An 18,377-nucleotide genomic window follows, 5' to 3' on the forward strand; every position below is an offset into this window, starting at 1 on the left:
TAATTTTGATAGCTTCTGCATAACAGCAGTGTGCTGTATCTACGTATTGTTGCTTAACTCCTATGGTCGATAATCCTATATTTAATATGCTGATGATTTGTATCTGTCAAGTGATGTGAAACCCCCTGTGACTCAAGTGTTGCTTATCTTGAATTGCACTCAGAGCGTACATATATGAATGTCGATGAAACTATTGTAGAATCAGCCTTTTGGCTTTGCTGTTCCTGAATTTATCACCATTAGCAGTGGCTGTGTCTGCTGGCGAAATCAATATAAGTTCAACAGGGAAAGCTGTATCAATATAGATGAATTTTTCTATGAAAATTGATAACTATATAATTAATTTAAAATAATTATTTATAGAATGATAGCGCTTGTATCATTTTAGATTCCGCTTCACAATGAATGCAGCCTAGTTGCCCGGATGAGTAACTAGGCTGCATTCCGGTAATAAAAAGCTATCCGGCCAAACTCTCGATACTCAGAGGTACCATATCGCCATTTCTGGTGAATCCTAAAAGCATCGGTTGTTGTGGCTGAATTATTTGACCTGTTAGTACACAACGTTCTTCTTGTTGAGCTGTGGCTGCTATGCTCGCTCGAATATCAGTCTTTGAAAATCGCGGTTTCCACTCACCTGATTTTTGCTGCACATAATTCCAGAGGATATCGCGAATGAGAGCTTGATATCCTTGATTGCCAGCAATATCTTTCAGTTTATCTTTAAGTTCCCGTTCTAAACGGATGCTGGTAACTTCCATATCGGTGGTTGGGGTGCGAGCGATTGTATGCATGACTTTTTCTCCTTCAAGGTATAGACAGGATAGTAATACAAGTGTAGTATGTTTAAAGGAATGTTCAATAGGTGAAATTTTTCTGTGAAATCCATTTTCCCCATCTCTACTTCTTTAGGTGCTACCAACTGCCGAGCCAGTCTGGAATCAGCATCTTTGGGAGTGGAGTATCTTTTTATGGGTAATGGTGGCCAACATCAGCAAATCACAGAGAGTATTTATGATTTTAGAAATATCAGCATTGATGTGCTGAATACAAAACCACAAATAGGCGTAAGAAGCGGGAGGTACAGGTAGAGCAATACTGTACCGATAAAGACCAGAAGATTTAGAGGTCAATTTCCCACCCCCGCTTCAGCTAAAGAAGAAGCGGGGGTTTTTTAATAAGGAGTCAAGCTGTGACAAGCGTGATGCTAGTGTTAGAGCCATCAAGAGTGGTGTTTTCTCCAAATTACTTGCCACAATTTTGGATGAAGAGTGTTAATTTACAAAACCGCCCATCAGGTGCATTGTTGCGGCGAGGCTATCATAGTTGCCAAGATGACGTTAGGAACAAACTTTTCACATTAGAACCTGTAATTTGGCGATCGCACGGCGGTCATCACAAATGGAATAACCTAGTCATAGCTTGTAAAAAATTTCACCCTTATAAAGGGAATCGCACCCCGAGGATGCATCTGCGTAATCAACCGAAGCCACCAGTCTATGCGGCGATTTCTATTGCCCAAGAGTTCTGGATAAATATGCCAGCCAACCTGGAATAGCAGGAGAGCAGAAGGAATGTTGAAATTAACTTACACTGAAAGGAGTTTTTACTTAGAGTGCCTCAGCTTATCGCTGGAGGAGTGGGTAGCACAGCGAGTAGTATTGGCAATGCGAGTTGGTCAATCTCTCCATGTTGAACCCAGCACTGCTTCCTTTTTGCTACCTGCGGATTTACCAGGTTTAGAAATGCTGGAGGCGGCGATCAAACGCCATGACACCGAAATTATGGCTTTATCTCGCTGTGATGCGGAATATATGGAAGTAACATTGCGGGGTTCTTGGTTGTCAGATGGTACACAAGAAGCCGTAGGTGTATTTGTCACTACCATGAGCGATCGCACTGAGTTCTTCCTGCATAAAATTTGGCAAGAAGCCCAAGCTTGTGCGTCGGCGTTGAGTGAGTAGGGATGAGAGGACAAGGGGAAAGGGGTAAGGGGTAAAAGGGGAAGGGGAACCAATGCCCAATGCCCAATGCCCAATGCCCCATGCCCATTACTTTTGCATTTCTAAGAGTTCGGGAACTGTGACAAATCGGTAGCCTTGCTTTTTGAGTCCGTTGATGATTTCGGGCAAGGCTTCTACAGTTCTTTTGCGATCGCCTCCGCCGTCGTGCATCAATACTATAGATCCTGGTTTGGCATCTCTTAAGACGTTTTTGATGAATACTTCATATTTAGCACGCGGATCGGTATCGGCGGAAGTTTGCGACCACATGACTACTGCGGATTTTTGGCTTTTGGCGTAAGCTGCTAGTCCGTTGTTTAACACGCCTCCGGGGGGACGGAACAGACTAGTTTTTACTCCTGTGGTTTTGTAGATGAGTTCATTTGTGCGCTCAATTTCACTTTTGGCTGTGGCTGCATCCATGCGGCGATACCAATGATGCCAAGTATGATTACCAATGGCGTGTCCTTGGGCTACTACTTGTTTCGCAATTTCAGGATTTGCTTGTAAAGCTTGTCCTACCCAAAAGAATGTGGCTTTGACATTATTTTGCTTGAGAATATCCAGCATTTGTAATGTAGTTTTGGGCCAAGGGCCATCATCAATGCTCAAGGCGATAACTTTCTCGTTATTGTGAGGTTGAACATGATACACAGTTTGTCCCTGAAATTTTTCTGGAACGCTAAAAGAGAGGTTTTCTACTTTAGCTGGTGACTGCGATTGTGGTTTATCTTGGCTGGTTGTCTTTTGTTGCGGAACTTGTACAGCGTGAAGTTGACTTGTTAACTGCTTGGTGTTGGATTGTGGAGAAATACTTGCTGGGGTGAAACTGCAAGCTGTTAGTGAAAAAGCGATTGTTACTCCACTAATGATCTTTTGTCGCTGGTATTGATTGTGTGTCACATCAGGGTGCCAAAAACTCACACCATCATAAGCGGCAAGTTTTACTTTTTAATGAAGTTGATGAGCTAATAGTTTGTAGAGACTGTTCATCATTGTTAGCTAATTTGTCAAGCAGCTAGCTGTATGGATTCCAGAACTATGAGGAGTAGTGACTGGTGAATGTGCTGTTAACAATATCTCTCCTTCAGGAGTAATTACAAGTCCCTGAGCTTCTATAATCTCATTGGAGGTCTCCAATGGTAAATTTCCAGAATTGGCGGTTACCAAAGAGCGATCGCTGTTAGTCGGAATTGGAATTGTTTGGATATCTTCTAAAATTGTGTCACTTTCCAATGCTATTTCTGGATTTTGGGGTAAACCGCCTCTTCCAGTCACAATGAAGCGGTTAGATTGATTCTGTCCACAACCTTGAGTAATTAGTGATGAAACATCTTTTGGTTGAACAGGTAATGCCACAATTCCTTTGCTAGGATCGACTGCCAGAGTTTTAATTTCTACACCACCATTTAGTCCAAATATAGAACTAGCTGTAATATCGCTTTTAGAAGTCGGCTGCGGACGTAATTCGAGACCAAATATACCTTGAGTTGTAATTTGAATGTTTCCACCTTGACCTTGAAATGCATTGGCGATAATGTCGCTGTTTTCTGACCCAACAATCACTGATGCATTAATTAATAAGTTACCACCATTACCTTTGCCCCCAGCAGTGGCTGTGATCAGGCTGTTGTGACGCATTAACAAATCATCTTGTAGGTTTAATCTGATATTTCCTCCATTTGCAGAGATGGTTGATGCGCTGATCATGCCTTGCTGATCTAGAAAAATAGAGTTGGCATTAATTTGTAAATCTCCTGCATTACCCGGGCCATCAGTTTTGACATTTACCTGTGCCCCATTCGTAACACTTAATAATGGAGTATTAATTGTCAAAGCACTCGCATCTCCCGTGGGAATGAGTGGTACTCCATAAATGGCTCGAAAAACTGGGTCAGTCATCTCAGATCCAGAAGCTATCCGACTAGATGAGATCGATCCAGCTGCCCGACCATTGACTTTGATGAAATCTAAAGCATTAACCGTCACCTTCCCTGATGAACCCTGATTCATGGTGGCAGATCCTAAAGTGCCGCCATCTCGAATCACTAATTTGGATGTTGTAACTACGACATCAGCAGCATTACCACTACTAAAGGTAGTCGAACTAATTGTGCTAGGTGTGAACGTTATCGGGTTATTACCAGCAATTTCAATTGAGTCTTTAACATTGATCTGTATCCTTGCAGCCTGTCCAGAACTTACAGTCAGAGAACTAAGAACACCCCCATTGCGAATTCTTAAGTTTGCCGAGGAAACGTTAATATCGCCTGCATTAGCAGAGTCACGTGTCAGCGTTAAAATTGAGGAAGGAATAGAAGGATTGCTAGAGACAAAACCATTGATGTCAATCAATTTAGCATTGATTATGATATTGCCACTGGGTGCTGGAGTGAAAGCCCCAGTTTCAATTACTGCGCCATCTTGCAGGGTAAGTTGATTGGCCCAAACTACAATATCGCCTATGCGCCCTAATCCCAGATTTTCCAGTTTGATTATACTGCCCAGCTTTTTGTCAGAGGTATTGCCTGTCAAATTTAAAGACTCTGTAGCATAGATGGTAATTCCTTGTGATTGTGTCCCCAGGTTTTGGATCGCCACATTAGATCCGTCACTCAAGTTGATATTTTGCCCCTGTAGTTGAATTGAGCCATTAGTACCACTAGCATTTAGCAGGGATTGTTGTGCTAGATGGATATTATTAAATTGCTGCACTTTTGAATAGTTTCCCTCCCATCCAGTCAGTGTGGGATTGATACTAACTTCCCCCTCTCGAACACTTCCTAATTCTAGATGTCCACCACCATCAACTTCCACAATGCCACCAGAAAAATTTACTTTGTTGCCAATCAATGCCAAGGTATTGTTGGCTTGAATTTGTAACCCAGTATCATTGTTGATGAGTTGCGGATATCCAAAAATTTCACTTTTACTTGTAATTTGATGACCTGCTCCTTCAACAGTAATTAACCCCGAATTATGTCCCATTTGCAAGCCTATTGGTAAACTTACTGTCAACAAGGGCGAAGCAGTAGAATTAGTAGCACTAAATTCTACACCATCAGCAAACTTAATACTATTTGCTGTGGTTCCTACAAAAGACCCGCCAATATTCAATGAGGCATTTTCCCGAAATACAATTCCGGCAGGGTTCATCAAGAACAAACTTACAGGATGATTACTGTTGAGAGTTTGAATTAACCCATTAATATCGGAAATATTTCCACCTGTAACTCGACTAAATATAGTTTTAATATTTGGCGTATTAATTAAATCAAAAGTTGCTGAACCATGCTGAGGAATTGAAAAGTTACTGAAACTGTGAAATAAATTATTACCTTTTTCAATACCATTTAAGATAGTGAAATCATTGCCATTTTGCTGAACTAATGTGTTATGAGTAGCATCATCTGTTACCTGGGCGATTGCCACTCTGATCGTGCCTGGAGTAAATAACACACTTGTTAATATCAATAGAAAAGGTACTACTTTCATCACCGATCACTTGCTTTACCGGACTGAAGTTATTGTTCCCATTCTATGATTCAATATCTCTATCTTGAGAAACTAATCATCAATCAATTATCCTCTTCCTGTTGCAGCAGAGAAAGCAGCGTAATAAGTATTAAAATTTGATAATTTAATTTCTGCAATTCCTGCAGCTAATATCATTTAATTTTAAAATTATATAGATACTCAAGCATAAACTGTAGAGGAAGTGATTAGTAGCAGTAATTTCATTATTTTGTATAAAATAAATATTCATCGCATTATTATTTCTGATATTTGTTGGCTGTTAACTGTTAACAGCCAACACCATTAAATGTGGAGTTATCTTTCCACTTCATCCACTTCTTTGGGAACTCCAGCCGTTAACACCTCATGTCCGGTGCTGGTAACTAACACATCATCTTCAATGCGAATTCCAATCCCCACCCAACGCGGATCGGTTGGGGGTTGGTCTTCTGCGAGTTTGGTATCTGGCACAATATATAATCCTGGTTCTACTGTGAGAACTTGTCCAGGTTGTAAAATCTGCGGGTTTTCACCATGCTGATATACACCGACATCATGCACATCCAAGCCTAACCAATGGCTAGTACGGTGCATATAGTATGGTTTATATTTTTCTTCTTCAATTAATTTGTCAACTTCACCTTTCAAGATTCCTACTTCTACTAAGCCTTCTGTGAGGACGCGCACTGCTGTATCGTGGACTAAGTTGAAGGGGTTACCTGGTTGTACTTGGGCGATCGCTTTTTTTTGTGCTTCTAAAACAATTTCATATAATATCTTTTGTTCTGGGGTAAATTTCCCACCTACCGGAAATGTCCTGGTAATATCAGAGTTGTAATAGCCATAGGCGCAACCTGCATCAATTAGTAGTAATTCCCCATCCTGCATTTGACGATCATTCTCAATGTAGTGCAACACGCAAGCGTTAACACCAGAGGCGACAATAGAAGGATAAGCAGGCCCCATTGCACCCCGTAAGCGGAAAATATGTTCAATTTCAGCCTGGATTTCATACTCATAACGTCCAGGTGTAGTAACTTTCAGTGCATGAGTATGTGCTTCAGTGGCGATCGCAGCTGCTTGGCGCATCAAGTCTAATTCGGCTGCGCTTTTATGCAATCTCATAGCGCTGAGAATTGCGCCTGTATCTTCAATCGCAATTGGCCCGGTACCGCGTTTGGGGTAGGTGCGGAGTAAACTTTGATAATGTTTGAGAACTGTATCATTAAAAGTGCGATCGCGTCCTAAATGATAGTAAATGCGATCGGCTTTTTCTAAATATTGGGGTAATTTCTCATCCAGTTCGTGGATGGGGTAAGCTTCATCAGCGCCATACAACTCTTTAGCTGCATCAATTCCACAGAGATAACCAGTCCAAACTTCCTTTTCCCGATCCTTTGGTTGGACAAACAATACAAACTTATGTTCTGGGTGATTAGGTGCTAACACAGCTACCGCTTGCGGTTCGTTAAAACCAGTCAGATAGAAGAAATCACTGTCTTGGCGATAAGTGTATTCAACATCGTTGTGCATCACAGCCATTGGCGCACTCCGAAAAATGGCAGTTCCATTGCCAAGTTTTGACATCAATTGCTGACGACGCTTTTGATATTCTGCTTGCATAGCTACTTTATATCTCCAATTATCTTGATATCTTAACCTTTACACACTACAGATTGCATATATTACATCTGTGATAGTTGTGACTAATTTTTGGGAATTTAGTCAATATTTTTTGATTTTGCTAGCAGCTATGCTTTTCTCAAATCAAAAAGTTATCATTCGCTAATATTAAAAAATACAAAGCATTAATTATATATCAGTTTAGTAAAAAAGATATTTTGATTATTTACTTATACTGTTCAAGCCGAACATCAATAAAGTCTACTGTATCCAGCATTAGCAACTTATCTGTTTGCTAATTCATATAGTTTTTTGTAGTTCATTGTCCTCAAATACAAAACTGCAATCTCTGTCATTGCTGGCTTGAAACACCTTATGAATATTGTGTTTCAGTTTTAAATACAAAGCATTACACGAACAAGAATATTTATTTAATTGTTTATCATGAACTTTAAAAATAAATCAAATTTATTATTTAAGACAAATTAATGTTATTGAATATTGATATTTAAAGTTAACTTGGTTAAAAAATATTTAATGCTATTCAAATGTTATTTAAGAACAGAATTTTATTAACCAAAGAAGTTAAAACTTTAATCACAACCAGTCATAAGAACCCACCATGCCTGATAAATCTTTGGATACCAGTTTGCAATCAGCAAATTACCAAACATTAAATATATCATCACCTTTTGATGAAAAATCTACTGCTATTAATAGCCAAAGTAGCGCTTCTTCTGTATCATCACAATCCTTATTTGGTTCTGCTAACCCCAACCCTAATCCTTATATAACAAGTCCGGCGCTCGTACCTGACTTCAACGGCGATGGTAAAACAGATAAAATCTGGGTTGATTCTCAAACCGGCGAAACTCAAGTTTGGTTGATGGATGGGACAAACGTTGCAGCTAAGGGTTCTTTAGGCCAAATTGATTTAGCTTCAACAGTTTACAAAATTGGTGATTTTAACGGCGATGGTAAGACTGACTTCTTGTTACGTAATCAGGTAACAGGCCAGAACAGCTTGGTGCTAATGGATGGAGTAAACGTTGCTGGTTTGATTGGTCTAGATACTCTAGATTCATCTTGGACACCACTGATTGGCGATTTTGATGGCGATCGCAAGACTGACATCTTCTGGCGTAATAATCAAACAGGTCAAAACGCTATTTGGTTGGTAGATGGTAGCAACCCCAGCCAAGTCATTAAAAGCGGAACCTTACTAGACAGTCTCGACCCTACTTGGACTCCTACTATGGTCGATTTCGATGGTAATGGTAAAACTGACATCTTCTGGCGTAGTGCTACTGGTGAAAACAGCGCTTGGTTCATCGATGGTACCCAAGCTAGTAAGACTTCTCTACAAGCACAAGATCCTAGTTGGACTTTCACCCTTGGCGATTTCAACGGTGATTTCCGTTCTGACATCCTCTGGCGGAATACTACAACCGGCGAAAACAAAATTTGGACTACAGATTCTGTATTAAATAACGTCTTCTTCACCGAAGGTTCTTTGACAACTCTAGATGCAAACTGGACATCTAGCATTGCTGATTTCAACGGTGATGGTAAGACTGATATCTTCTGGCGCAATAATGCTACAGGTGAAAACACCACCTGGTTGATGGATGGTACCACAATTGTGACTGAAACCTTCCTCGCACCCAGTTCTACAACCGCCCAAGCAACATTTGGCGATTTCAACAACGATGGTAGAACTGATATCTACTTCCGCGATTATGCTACAGGTGCGGACGAAATTTGGACAACCAATGCAGATGGTACAACAGTTACCAGAACTCCAATTGCAGAGACCGAAAAACTCGCTCCAATCCAAGTAGACGAAAATGGTCAGCCTATACTAGGCGCAGATGGTAACCCACTGAAAAAATGGGTTACTTTCTAGAAAATATTCAGTTTCTCGGTTGTCGCACAAAGATTAGCAATGCCGTAGATAGTGCAATCTCAGCAATTACAGAAAATTAAGTGGAGTAGAGTTTAGCTATATTGCTTTCTCTACTCCTACTAAAGGCTTTGAAGTGAAAGTTTCATTCTGAATGGGAACACAGCACGAAGATCGAGGGAATTCTACCGTTATACCAATTCGTAATACCCTACGGGAAGCGCAAAGCGCTACGTAATTCGTAATTAATCAAGCCAGATATAGTCTGAATTCAGAGTTTGAATGTATCGCACAATTGTAGAGAATTGGTATTAATAAATATTTATTGGTAGGATGCGTTAGCGTTAGCGTTAGCGTAACGCATCGGCAATATAACAAGAAGGTGCGTTACACTTCGTTAACGCACCCTACCTGATTTCAAGATTTACAGAATCATCAATTAAAACTTGTAACTCAAGGTTTGAATAACGCTAGTTTCTGTTAAATTACCAGGGCTAATTGTAATAGAATCGCTGTTGCTACGGCGTACAGTTGTACCTTGCATCAAGTTCAGAAATTCATCTAGCCCAGCAATTTCGCACTTAGCAGCATCAGCCGCTTGTGTCCGATAATGGGTAGGAATTACTAGCTTGGGATTTAAAATTTGAATGGCTTGCTTGGCTTCTTGAGCATTATAAGCCTTGGCACTACCACCCACAGGCACAAATGCCACATCGGGTCGCCCCATGAGAATTTTTTGCTCGGCGCTAATGGGAGCAGCTGCCCCACCTAAGTGTAAGATATTAATTCCGCCTTGCTTCCAAGCCCAAGCAGTATTCACACCAAATTGCTTACCACCTTTGCGATCGTGATCTGTGGCAATACCTTGGAATTTAATGCCTTGGAACTCGTAAACTCCTGGTTCATAGATCAGCTTGGGTTTACCTGGGAGTCCGTCTACTGCACCTTCATCCAGCAATTGACTGCTAATCATTACTAAATCAGCTGCAACTTTGGGTGGACGATACCCAGCTGTACAACCAACAGACCGAAAGGGATTGACGAGAATTTTTACACCGCCACCCGTTAATAGAAAGCACGTATGACCCAACCACTGAACTGATAAACCGCTAGATTGCGCGCCAGCTGGAAATTCAGAACTCAAGGTAGTCAGAAAAGCTGTTGCCAAACCCGCCCCAGCATAGCCCATCAACTGTCGTCGTTTCATCTAACACCCCCAGGAGACTCCCGCCACAGCGTCAGCTTCTCTACGAGACGCTCCGCGAAGGCGGTGAGGATGCCAGTCGCCCGCGGAGGGAAACCCTCCCGCAGCGCTGGCGCAGGAATGGGGAGTCCGCTTGAGATTCACAATGAAGTCGAGTTGTTGCGGAGCAGCAACAGACGACGGGGTGAGCGACGAGTGAGTAAATAAACTTTGGTACATAGGGGGTTTTATGTATTTCACAGATTTAATGGTAAAATGTGAAGCATGGAAAAAGCCTACCGCTACCGTTTTTACCCAACCACCGAGCAAGAACAGATATTGCGCCGGACAATTGGGTGTGTGCGGTTGGTATTCAACAAAGCTTTGGCGGCAAGAACCGAAGCTTGGTATGAGAGTCAACAGAAGGTTGATTACGTTCAGTCTTCTGCTATGTTGACGCAGTGGAAAAAGCTTGATGACCTCAAGTTTTTGAATGAGGTTAGCTGTGTGCCACTGCAACAAGGCTTGAGACATCTGCAAACTGCTTTCACTAATTTCTTTGCAGGTAGGGCTAAATATCCCAACTTTAAAAAGAAACGTAGCGGTGGTAGTGCAGAGTTTACCAAGTCTGCTTTCCGGTGGAAGGATGGACAAGTCTATTTGGCTAAGTGTTCTGAACCATTGCCTATTAAATGGTCTAGACAACTGCCAAAGGGGTGTGAACCTAGTACTATCACAGTTAGGCTTGAACCTTCTGGGCGCTGGTTTGTCAGTTTGCGGATTAATGATCCGACTGACGAAACTTTGCAACCAGTTGATAGTGCTGTAGGGTTGGATGTTGGGGTGAGCAGTCTTGTTACTTTGAGTACGGGTGAGAAGATTGCTAACCCCAAGGCGTTTGACAAGCACTATCAAAAGCTCCAGGTAGCCCAAAAGTCTTTGAGTCGCAAACAGAAAGCTTCTCGTAATCGAGACAAAGCAAGACTCAAAGTTGCCCGCCTTCAAGCCAAAATCTCTGACTCCAGAAAAGACCATCTGCACAAACTGACAACTCGACTGATTCGTGAAAACCAAACGATAGTGGTGGAGGATTTGGCAGTTAAGAATATGGTCAAGAATCACAAACTTGCCCGTGCCATTAGTGATGCTGCATGGGGAGAATTGGTGAGTCAACTGGAATACAAAGCCAAATGGTATGGTCGAACAGTAGTAAAAATTGACCGATGGTTTCCTAGTTCTAAACGCTGTGGCAACTGCGGACATATTGTTGATAAACTGCCGTTGAATGTTAGGGAGTGGGACTGTCCCAATTGTGGAACACACCACGACCGAGACATCAACGCCAGTCGAAATATTTTGGCGGTGGGACACACCGTTAAGGGAGCGCGTTGCGGGGGTTCCCCCCGTTGTAGCGACTCCCGTACAGTCTGTGGAGCGAACATAAGACCTGATGGGCATAAGTCTAAAGGGCAGTTGCAAAAAAACCGTAAGGGAAGGAAACAGAAACCCGAATCGTGAGGTTTGGGAATCCCCCGCTACACCCGTTCGCGGAGCGTTCCGCAGGAAAGGGTTAGCGGTGGGAGGATGTCAATAATTACTCTCTCGACTGTAATTGTTCCAGAAAGTTTCGCAGCAATTGCTTGCCTGACGATGTCAAAACACTCTCTGGGTGAAACTGGACTCCTTGAATATGAGGATAGTTCCGGTGTCGGACTCCCATGATAGTACCATCCTCAACCCAAGCGGTGATTTCCAAGACATCGGGGCAAGTTTCGCGATCGATTACCAGACTGTGATATCTAGTCGCAGTGAGAGGATTTTCTAATCCCCGGAAAACACCCACCCCGGTGTGAGACACCTGAGAAGTTTTGCCATGCATCAACTCTGGAGCCGAAACGATTTTACCACCGAATACTTGACCAATGCTTTGATGGCCTAAACATACGCCCAAAATGGGCAAATTAGCACCTAACTCTTCAATTAACTTTAAGCTGATACCCGCATCTTCCGGACGACCAGGGCCAGGAGAAATTACTACAAGCGCTGGATTTAAAGCCCGAATCTCATCTACAGATATTTTGTCGTTACGAAACACTTTAATATCTGTAGCTACGGGGAACTCTGCTGCTAGTTCTCCTAAATATTGAACTATATTATAAGTAAAACTATCGTAATTATCGATGACTATAATCACAGCTTATGACTCCTGGTTAGATTATTTATATGACTTTGTTTAATTGTCGCCAGATTAAATTGCTGCAAACGTCATCAATTATGGAATGAAAAGGTAACACCTATAAAGAGGACATAATTAAAGTTGCCAAACGTGGCAGCAACAGCATCCCAGCTACTAAAACAGCCACTAAAGCCGAAACTAGTACCGCACCAGCCGCACAGTCTTTGGCGATTTTCGCCAATTCATGATAAGTCTGCTTAACTGTTAAATCCACCAAGGACTCAATAGCAGTATTTAATAATTCCAGAGCTAAAACTAAACCGCTAGTTATACCAATTACAGCTATTTCTACAGCAGATAGATGTAAAACGAGGCTTAAGGCGATCGCGATCGCACACACACCTACATGAATCCGAAAATTACGTTGAGTCTGAAAACTATAGCTGATTCCAGCCCAAGCATATTTAAAACTAATAAATAAATTAGTAGCTACTAGCCAAGATTGCCGCCGTTCTGGAGCCGCAAGTGTTGGTAGGCGGTTAGAATTTGGGGGAACCGAAAGTTTTTGGGACATAGGCTGAAGCATCCTCACATCAAGTCAGTAAAGTTGGATCTGGGCCGATTTTAATGGCGTAATTTGATTTTCGCCAATTTTATATAGAAGTTTTTGGGAACTGAGATAAATAATAGTAGTTACTCAATGTCAATCGCAATACCTACTTTTCTCAGCAATATTACCTGCTGTTTTAACATTCTGACTAAACTCTCTTCATCAGGATGATCCCAGCCTAATAAATGCAGTAAGCCGTGAGCGACTAACCAAGCTAATTCAGTCTGCAAACTATGCTCCTGCTGTTGAGCTTGGCGCTTGGCTGTGTCAACGGATACTACAATATCACCTAAATATAGAGGCATAGAGGCAAACATTTCCGCATTTTGGGGAATGTCTACCTCTAAAGCCGCAAAAGATAAAACATCTGTTGGTTTGTATTGTTGACGATACTGGGCATTTAGGGTCTGAATTTCCGCATCATCCGTCAATCGCAGACTGATTTCGTAACCTGGTGCAGGCGGTAGATCGGATTGCAGTATTTCTAACCAACAAGCAAACCAGTGTTCCCATGTTTCATCAGCTATCCATTCATCAGCCCCAAAATTGGCAATTTTTTCTGGGGATGATTCGTAAAAATAATCTTGTACATCTAGTTCAACTTGCACTAGCTACAAATTCTCCAACTAACTCAGGGTTTTGGTTGATTTTCAGCGAGTCAAGTAAGCAAGACCTACAAAGACAGCTAATAGCCCTATAGTAGTCAGGAAAAAATGTTTGAGAGAAGTACCGCCTTTCCGCACCATGTTTCGCATGGCGAGTTTAACGTAGCTAGGTTGAGTTTCCTTTGAAGGAGAGTTGCTCATGATGATTTAATCACAAACTCTTTTATATATAAATGTAACAGTTTACCGGAAGTAAATATGGGATTTATTATTGGGCATGGGGAATGGGGAATGGGTAATGGGTAATGGGGAATGGGTAATTGGTAATAGGAATAATTTGTTCTTTTTCCCCCTGCTCCCTGCTCCCTGCCCCCTGCCTTTTCCCAATCCCCAGTCCCCAGTCCCCAATCCCTAATCCCCAATCCCTAATACCCAGTCCCTAACACCGACCGATAGCGACCAAGGGCAATCAAGGGGAAGTATTGTTGATAGAGGTGGTATTTGAGGTAAAAATGGCAGGGGAAGCCTGTTCCTGTGAAATAGGACTCGTACCATGTACCATCTGGTTTTTGGGTGGTTAACAGGTAGTTAATCCCTTGCTCAATGGCGTTATGAGCAAATTTACCAGTGGCTTCACCTGCGGCGATGAGTCCAATTAAAGCCCAGGCTGTTTGGGATGCTGTACTGCTTCCTTGTCCTTTGAGGCTGGGGTCGTTATAGGTACGGCAAGTTTCACCCCAACCACCATCAGGGTTTTGACAGCCTACTAACCAAGCTGCGCCTCGTTCGATGCTTTGTTGCTGAGTTTTTGGTGCAACTAAAGCTAGGGCTGAGAGAACGCCACTTGTACCATATATGTAATTTACTCCCCAACGACCAAACCAACAGCCTTCTTGTTCCTGTTCGCGTAGAAGATAGGCGATCGCTCTTTCAAAGTTGTGCTGATTTATTGATAAGTTACAAGCACCGAGCATTTCTAATACCCTAGCTGTGACATCAGCAGTGTTAGGGTCAATCATGGCTTTTAAGTCGCCATAGGGTATGGAGTTGAGCCAATCTTGATCGTTGTCGATATCAAAAGCTGCCCAACCGCCTGGCTTACACTGCATAGAAGCAATCCAATTTAAAGCGCGGGCGATCGCAGCTTGTTTTAATTTCTCGTTGGGTAGTTTCGCTTGATGTAGCGCCATGACTACAACAGCAGAATCATCGACATCTGGGTAAAAGCGATTGTCAAATTCAAACGCCCAAGCCCCTGGTTTACCTTGACGGTTTTTAATAGTCCAATCACCGTAGTCAAGAATTTGCTTATCTATTAACCATTCTCCCGCTTTGACAATTGCGGCATCATTGGGGGCGTAACCAGAATCTATTAAAGCTCGAATTGCCCAGGCTGTATCCCAAACCGGGGAAACACAAGGCTGAACGCAGTAACTATCTGCGGTTTCAATGGCAAAGTTATCAACTGCTTTCAGTCCCCGTTCCACAATAGGGTCGGCTGGGTGGTAATCTAAACAGCGCAAGGCTAACAGTGAGTTCAGCATGGCGGGAATAATTCCACCCCAATCACCTGTAGCTTCTTGGCGTTCTAAAACCCATTTTTCCGCAGCTTTGATGCCTTCTTTGCGAAAAGGAACCAAATTCAAGCTTTCTGCGAATTTAAATCCTTGATCCAGGGTGATGAATATATCAGTCCAATCCCCAGTTCTAGGTAATTCCCACTGCACGCGATCGCGTCCTTCTACATAGAGTTCATCGACGCTGATTGCTGGGTCAATTTGAAAAATCGGTTTGCGATCGCAGACAATCAACAACGGTACAGTACTGGATCTCGCCCAACTTGACATTTCGTAGATATTGACCGGGAAGCTATTGGGTAAAAGCATAATCCAGGGCGGTAGGGAAGGAATACCGCGCCAGTCGTAACAGCCAATTAGGGCTAGGTGTAGTTTAGTAAAGATGCGAGTTTTACTGATGCCACCCCGTTGGAGAATAAAAGCTTTCGCCTTGAGCATGGCGGGGTCGGTAGCTGGTACACCCAGGAGTTTCAAAGCCATGTAGGCTTCCACCGTCGTACTCAGTTCTCCGCCATCCCCAAAATAAAGTTCCCAACCCCCATGTTCTCGTTGTTGAGAACGAAGGTAATTTTCCACCTTGTGCAAGGGTCTGGTGCTATCTGTTCCCCAAATTTTATGCAGCAGAACAGCTTCAGCAGTAATCGTCACATTCGATTCTAACTCTGCCCACCAATACCCTGCCGGATTTTGAATTGACAGCAGATATTGTTGGCTTTTAGCGATCGCCTCTGCAACTTGATTGGTCGTTGCTCTCTCTTGAGTTTGCATCAAATACTCTTGAACCTCTACACCAAAACAATTCAAAATTCAAAATTCAAAATTAAAGACTTAGTCTTGCAATCCGGTGAAAAATATTCTCCCACAATCCCAAGACATACAGCATGGGGCATGGGGCATTGGGCATTGGGCATTGGGTAATGGGTAATTGGTATTTGTCATTAATTATTTCTCCCCTGCTCCCTGCCCCCTTGCTTTTTCAAGTCTCCCTCTGCTCCCTACTCCCTGCCCCCTTGCTTTTTCAAGTCTCCCTCTGCCCCCCTGCTTCTTCCATTACGGGTTTTCGCCACATACTTCATGTACCTGAAATATGCTGTAGTATTCTGTCTGAGACATTGAGGAGGGGCAAAAGGTCATGGCGGCATTTGTATTATTGTTAACAGGTTTATCTTTATTGATTTGGATAGGATTACTGATCTTTCGCGGGCAGTTTTGGCGTTGCGACCAGCAATTAGAAGCAAAAGAAATCCCTTTGCCATCTTTACCGAGAATTTGTGCAGTTATACCTGCCCGTAACGAAGCAGATTTACTACCTATCACTTTGCGATCGCTGCTACTTCAAGACTACCCAGGTGATTTTAACGTTTTTTTAGTAGACGATCGCAGCACAGATGGCACAGCCGACTTTGCCCAAGGGGTTGCTTACGCCTTAAATAAAGCCGATAAATTTCATATTATTTCTGGCAAATCCCTGGCTCCCGGTTGGAGTGGTAAACTTTGGGCAGTCGAACAAGGGATTCAAATTGCGACTGAGTTTGCACCAGACTATTTTTTACTCACAGATGCAGATATTGAGCATGATTCGGGTAGTCTCCGCCGATTAGTGGCGAAAGCTGAACAGGAAGATTTAGATTTAGTTTCGGTGATGGTGCGGCTCAGATGTGAAAGCTTTTGGGAACAAATTCTCATTCCGGCTTTTGTGTTTTTCTTTCAAAAACTTTATCCTTTTCGCTGGGTGAATAACCCCAAAAATTCCACAGCTGCGGCGGCTGGGGGGTCGATTTTGATTCGCAAAACAGCGTTAGATAAGATTGGCGGAATCGCTACAATTCGCCAAGCTTTAATTGACGATTGCGCTTTAGCAAAAGCTGTTAAGGGAAATAAGGAATGGAGACAAGGACGGATTTGGTTAGGATTGAGTGCTTTAACTGAGAGTTTGCGTCCCTATCCTGATTTGGATACAGTGTGGCAGATGGTGGCGCGTACTGCTTACACGCAACTAAATTATTCGCCGCTGCTGTTAGCTGGAACAGTAGTAGCTATGACCTTAATTTATTTAATTCCACCTTTAGCAACCATCTTAGGAGCAGTAACGCTAAATTGGGCGATCGCACTTCTTGGTTTATCAGCCTGGTTCTTGATGAGTTTTGCTTACTACCCAACCATCCGCTTTTATAAATGTCCAGCTTGGTTAGCCTGTTGTTTACCTGCGATCGCATTTCTCTATACTCTGATGACTATAGATTCCGCCATCCGTCACTGGCAAGGGCGCGGCGGTGCTTGGAAAGGACGCGTTTACCCTAGTTGAGCAGAAGAGGCAAGGGGAAAAGGAGCAGGGAGCAGGGAGCAGGGGGAGCAAGCCTTTTCCCCCAACGTGAGGCGGAGCGGAACATGGGTACAAGCCCCGTCCTTCCAGGACGCATGGTTGGGGCGGAGTAAAAACTCTGTCTCAATTTCTCCTAATTGTCATTTAAATTGCACTATTTTTGTGGTTATAGAAACTGTAAACCCTCTCCCTTACCCCCTGCTCCCTGCCCCCCTGCAGTCTCAATGTGCTTTCTTATATGCTTAACAGCTTAGAGACCTCTGCCCGATTGCAATTTGGTTACAAGCCGCCGAATTTATTCGTGGAAGATACCAAGCTAAGTCATGTATAAATGTCAAGTAAAAATTTCCGGACTGCTACACATTCAATTTGTAGCTAGATGTGTCAAGCAAAAACAATTTGATTGACAAGAGAACTTAATAATTACTAAGTAAGCGCATAAATTTAAATCACCAAACGTATCAATTAATAGGCATAAAAGCCTAAACCAGTACATCTAAATTATCAGGATAAATATTATGACATCCTTTACACAAATTTTGCTAAATCGTGACCTACTCTACCCAATTCGCCAATGGTTAGAAGGCGTAGAAATTCATAACCGTGAACTAGCTCATTTCTTGTGCAAAGCCATTCCTAGCCAATGTCCTTTTGAGAGAGATATTAAACTATTTGGTCGCAAACTATTTCACATCCCACCAATGTGTAAGTTAAATCCACTTTATGAGCAAGTCGTGACATTACGGTTTAAAGCTTTGTGTTACCTTGCTGATGAATGTAAAGAAGATGTAGCTGCTTACTGCTAAATATTGATGTTCTGGTAATCAAGCAGTCATAGCTAACCGCAGATTTACGGTT

Annotated in this window: 17 protein-coding genes; 7 read left to right on the forward strand and 10 right to left on the reverse strand. The window is 42.6% G+C overall.

The window, feature by feature from the left end:
• Nucleotides 1–458: 458 nt before the first annotated feature.
• Nucleotides 459–794 (reverse strand): ribbon-helix-helix domain-containing protein, encoded by a 336-nt coding sequence (locus AACU25_RS23365; RefSeq protein ID WP_045871220.1) that lies wholly within the window; start codon nt 792–794, stop codon nt 459–461.
• 84 nt (nt 795–878) lie between these two features.
• On the opposite strand from AACU25_RS23365, the gene AACU25_RS23370 reads away from it, so the two are divergent.
• The 3 genes from AACU25_RS23370 (at nt 879) to AACU25_RS23380 (ending at nt 1,964) form a co-directional block, all read left to right on the forward strand.
• Nucleotides 879–1,091 carry a hypothetical protein gene (locus tag AACU25_RS23370; protein WP_096579750.1) on the forward strand — a complete coding sequence of 71 codons (213 nt, stop codon included), beginning with the start codon at nt 879–881 and terminating at the stop codon, nt 1,089–1,091.
• A 101-nt stretch (nt 1,092–1,192) separates the two neighbouring features.
• Entirely contained in the window at nt 1,193–1,558 is a 366-nt protein-coding gene (locus AACU25_RS23375) for an HNH endonuclease (protein ID WP_339382062.1), read from the forward strand.
• A 16-nt stretch (nt 1,559–1,574) separates the two neighbouring features.
• Nucleotides 1,575–1,964, forward strand: coding sequence for an alr0857 family protein (locus AACU25_RS23380; protein WP_045871222.1), 390 nt, complete (start codon nt 1,575–1,577; stop codon nt 1,962–1,964).
• A gap of 87 nt (nt 1,965–2,051) precedes the next feature.
• Here AACU25_RS23380 and AACU25_RS23385 read toward each other — a convergent pair whose 3' ends face one another.
• The 3 genes from AACU25_RS23385 to AACU25_RS23395 all read right to left on the reverse strand — a co-directional run bounded on the left by AACU25_RS23385 (nt 2,052) and on the right by AACU25_RS23395 (nt 7,142).
• Nucleotides 2,052–2,906, reverse strand: coding sequence for a polysaccharide deacetylase family protein (locus AACU25_RS23385; protein ID WP_339382063.1), 855 nt, complete (start codon nt 2,904–2,906; stop codon nt 2,052–2,054).
• 99 nt (nt 2,907–3,005) lie between these two features.
• Entirely contained in the window at nt 3,006–5,435 is a 2,430-nt protein-coding gene (locus AACU25_RS23390; RefSeq protein WP_321206690.1) for a two-partner secretion domain-containing protein, read from the reverse strand.
• 399 nt (nt 5,436–5,834) lie between these two features.
• Nucleotides 5,835–7,142, reverse strand: coding sequence for an aminopeptidase P N-terminal domain-containing protein (locus AACU25_RS23395; RefSeq protein WP_096579759.1), 1,308 nt, complete (start codon nt 7,140–7,142; stop codon nt 5,835–5,837).
• Between the two features lie 622 nt (nt 7,143–7,764).
• Between AACU25_RS23395 and AACU25_RS23400 the strand changes: the two genes are divergently transcribed.
• Nucleotides 7,765–9,048, forward strand: coding sequence for an FG-GAP repeat domain-containing protein (locus AACU25_RS23400; RefSeq protein WP_096579761.1), 1,284 nt, complete (start codon nt 7,765–7,767; stop codon nt 9,046–9,048).
• A gap of 436 nt (nt 9,049–9,484) precedes the next feature.
• Here the strand turns inward: AACU25_RS23400 and AACU25_RS23405 are convergent, their stop codons facing one another.
• On the reverse strand, nt 9,485–10,252 hold the full coding sequence (locus AACU25_RS23405; RefSeq protein WP_096579763.1) for an MBL fold metallo-hydrolase: 768 nt from the start codon (nt 10,250–10,252) through the stop codon (nt 9,485–9,487).
• Between the two features lie 261 nt (nt 10,253–10,513).
• On the opposite strand from AACU25_RS23405, the gene AACU25_RS23410 reads away from it, so the two are divergent.
• On the forward strand, nt 10,514–11,746 hold the full coding sequence (locus AACU25_RS23410) for an RNA-guided endonuclease InsQ/TnpB family protein (protein WP_096579764.1): 1,233 nt from the start codon (nt 10,514–10,516) through the stop codon (nt 11,744–11,746).
• A 76-nt stretch (nt 11,747–11,822) separates the two neighbouring features.
• Here AACU25_RS23410 and AACU25_RS23415 read toward each other — a convergent pair whose 3' ends face one another.
• The 5 genes from AACU25_RS23415 to shc all read right to left on the reverse strand — a co-directional run bounded on the left by AACU25_RS23415 (nt 11,823) and on the right by shc (nt 15,964).
• Entirely contained in the window at nt 11,823–12,422 is a 600-nt protein-coding gene (locus AACU25_RS23415) for an anthranilate synthase component II (RefSeq protein ID WP_096579766.1), read from the reverse strand.
• 100 nt (nt 12,423–12,522) lie between these two features.
• A complete protein-coding gene (locus AACU25_RS23420) occupies nt 12,523–12,978 on the reverse strand; it encodes a diacylglycerol kinase family protein (RefSeq protein ID WP_096579768.1) in 456 nt (151 codons plus the stop codon).
• A 119-nt stretch (nt 12,979–13,097) separates the two neighbouring features.
• Entirely contained in the window at nt 13,098–13,622 is a 525-nt protein-coding gene (ybeY, locus tag AACU25_RS23425; RefSeq protein ID WP_096579770.1) for an rRNA maturation RNase YbeY, read from the reverse strand.
• A 42-nt stretch (nt 13,623–13,664) separates the two neighbouring features.
• On the reverse strand, nt 13,665–13,820 hold the full coding sequence (locus AACU25_RS23430; protein WP_071989418.1) for a DUF3285 domain-containing protein: 156 nt from the start codon (nt 13,818–13,820) through the stop codon (nt 13,665–13,667).
• 224 nt (nt 13,821–14,044) lie between these two features.
• A complete protein-coding gene (shc, locus tag AACU25_RS23435; protein WP_096579772.1) occupies nt 14,045–15,964 on the reverse strand; it encodes a squalene--hopene cyclase in 1,920 nt (639 codons plus the stop codon).
• A gap of 364 nt (nt 15,965–16,328) precedes the next feature.
• Here shc and AACU25_RS23440 point away from each other — a divergent pair, with 364 nt between their 5' ends.
• Both AACU25_RS23440 and AACU25_RS23445 read left to right on the forward strand, forming a co-directional pair.
• A complete protein-coding gene (locus AACU25_RS23440) occupies nt 16,329–17,501 on the forward strand; it encodes a glycosyltransferase (protein WP_096579775.1) in 1,173 nt (390 codons plus the stop codon).
• Nucleotides 17,502–18,037: 536 nt separating this feature from the next.
• Nucleotides 18,038–18,325, forward strand: a complete 288-nt coding sequence (locus tag AACU25_RS23445) for a Mo-dependent nitrogenase C-terminal domain-containing protein (protein ID WP_096579777.1) — start codon at nt 18,038–18,040, stop codon at nt 18,323–18,325.
• Nucleotides 18,326–18,377: the final 52 nt, after the last annotated feature.

The sequence above is a fragment of the Tolypothrix tenuis PCC 7101 genome, assembly GCF_963874875.1.
GTDB lineage: Bacteria > Cyanobacteriota > Cyanobacteriia > Cyanobacteriales > Nostocaceae > Aulosira > Aulosira tenue.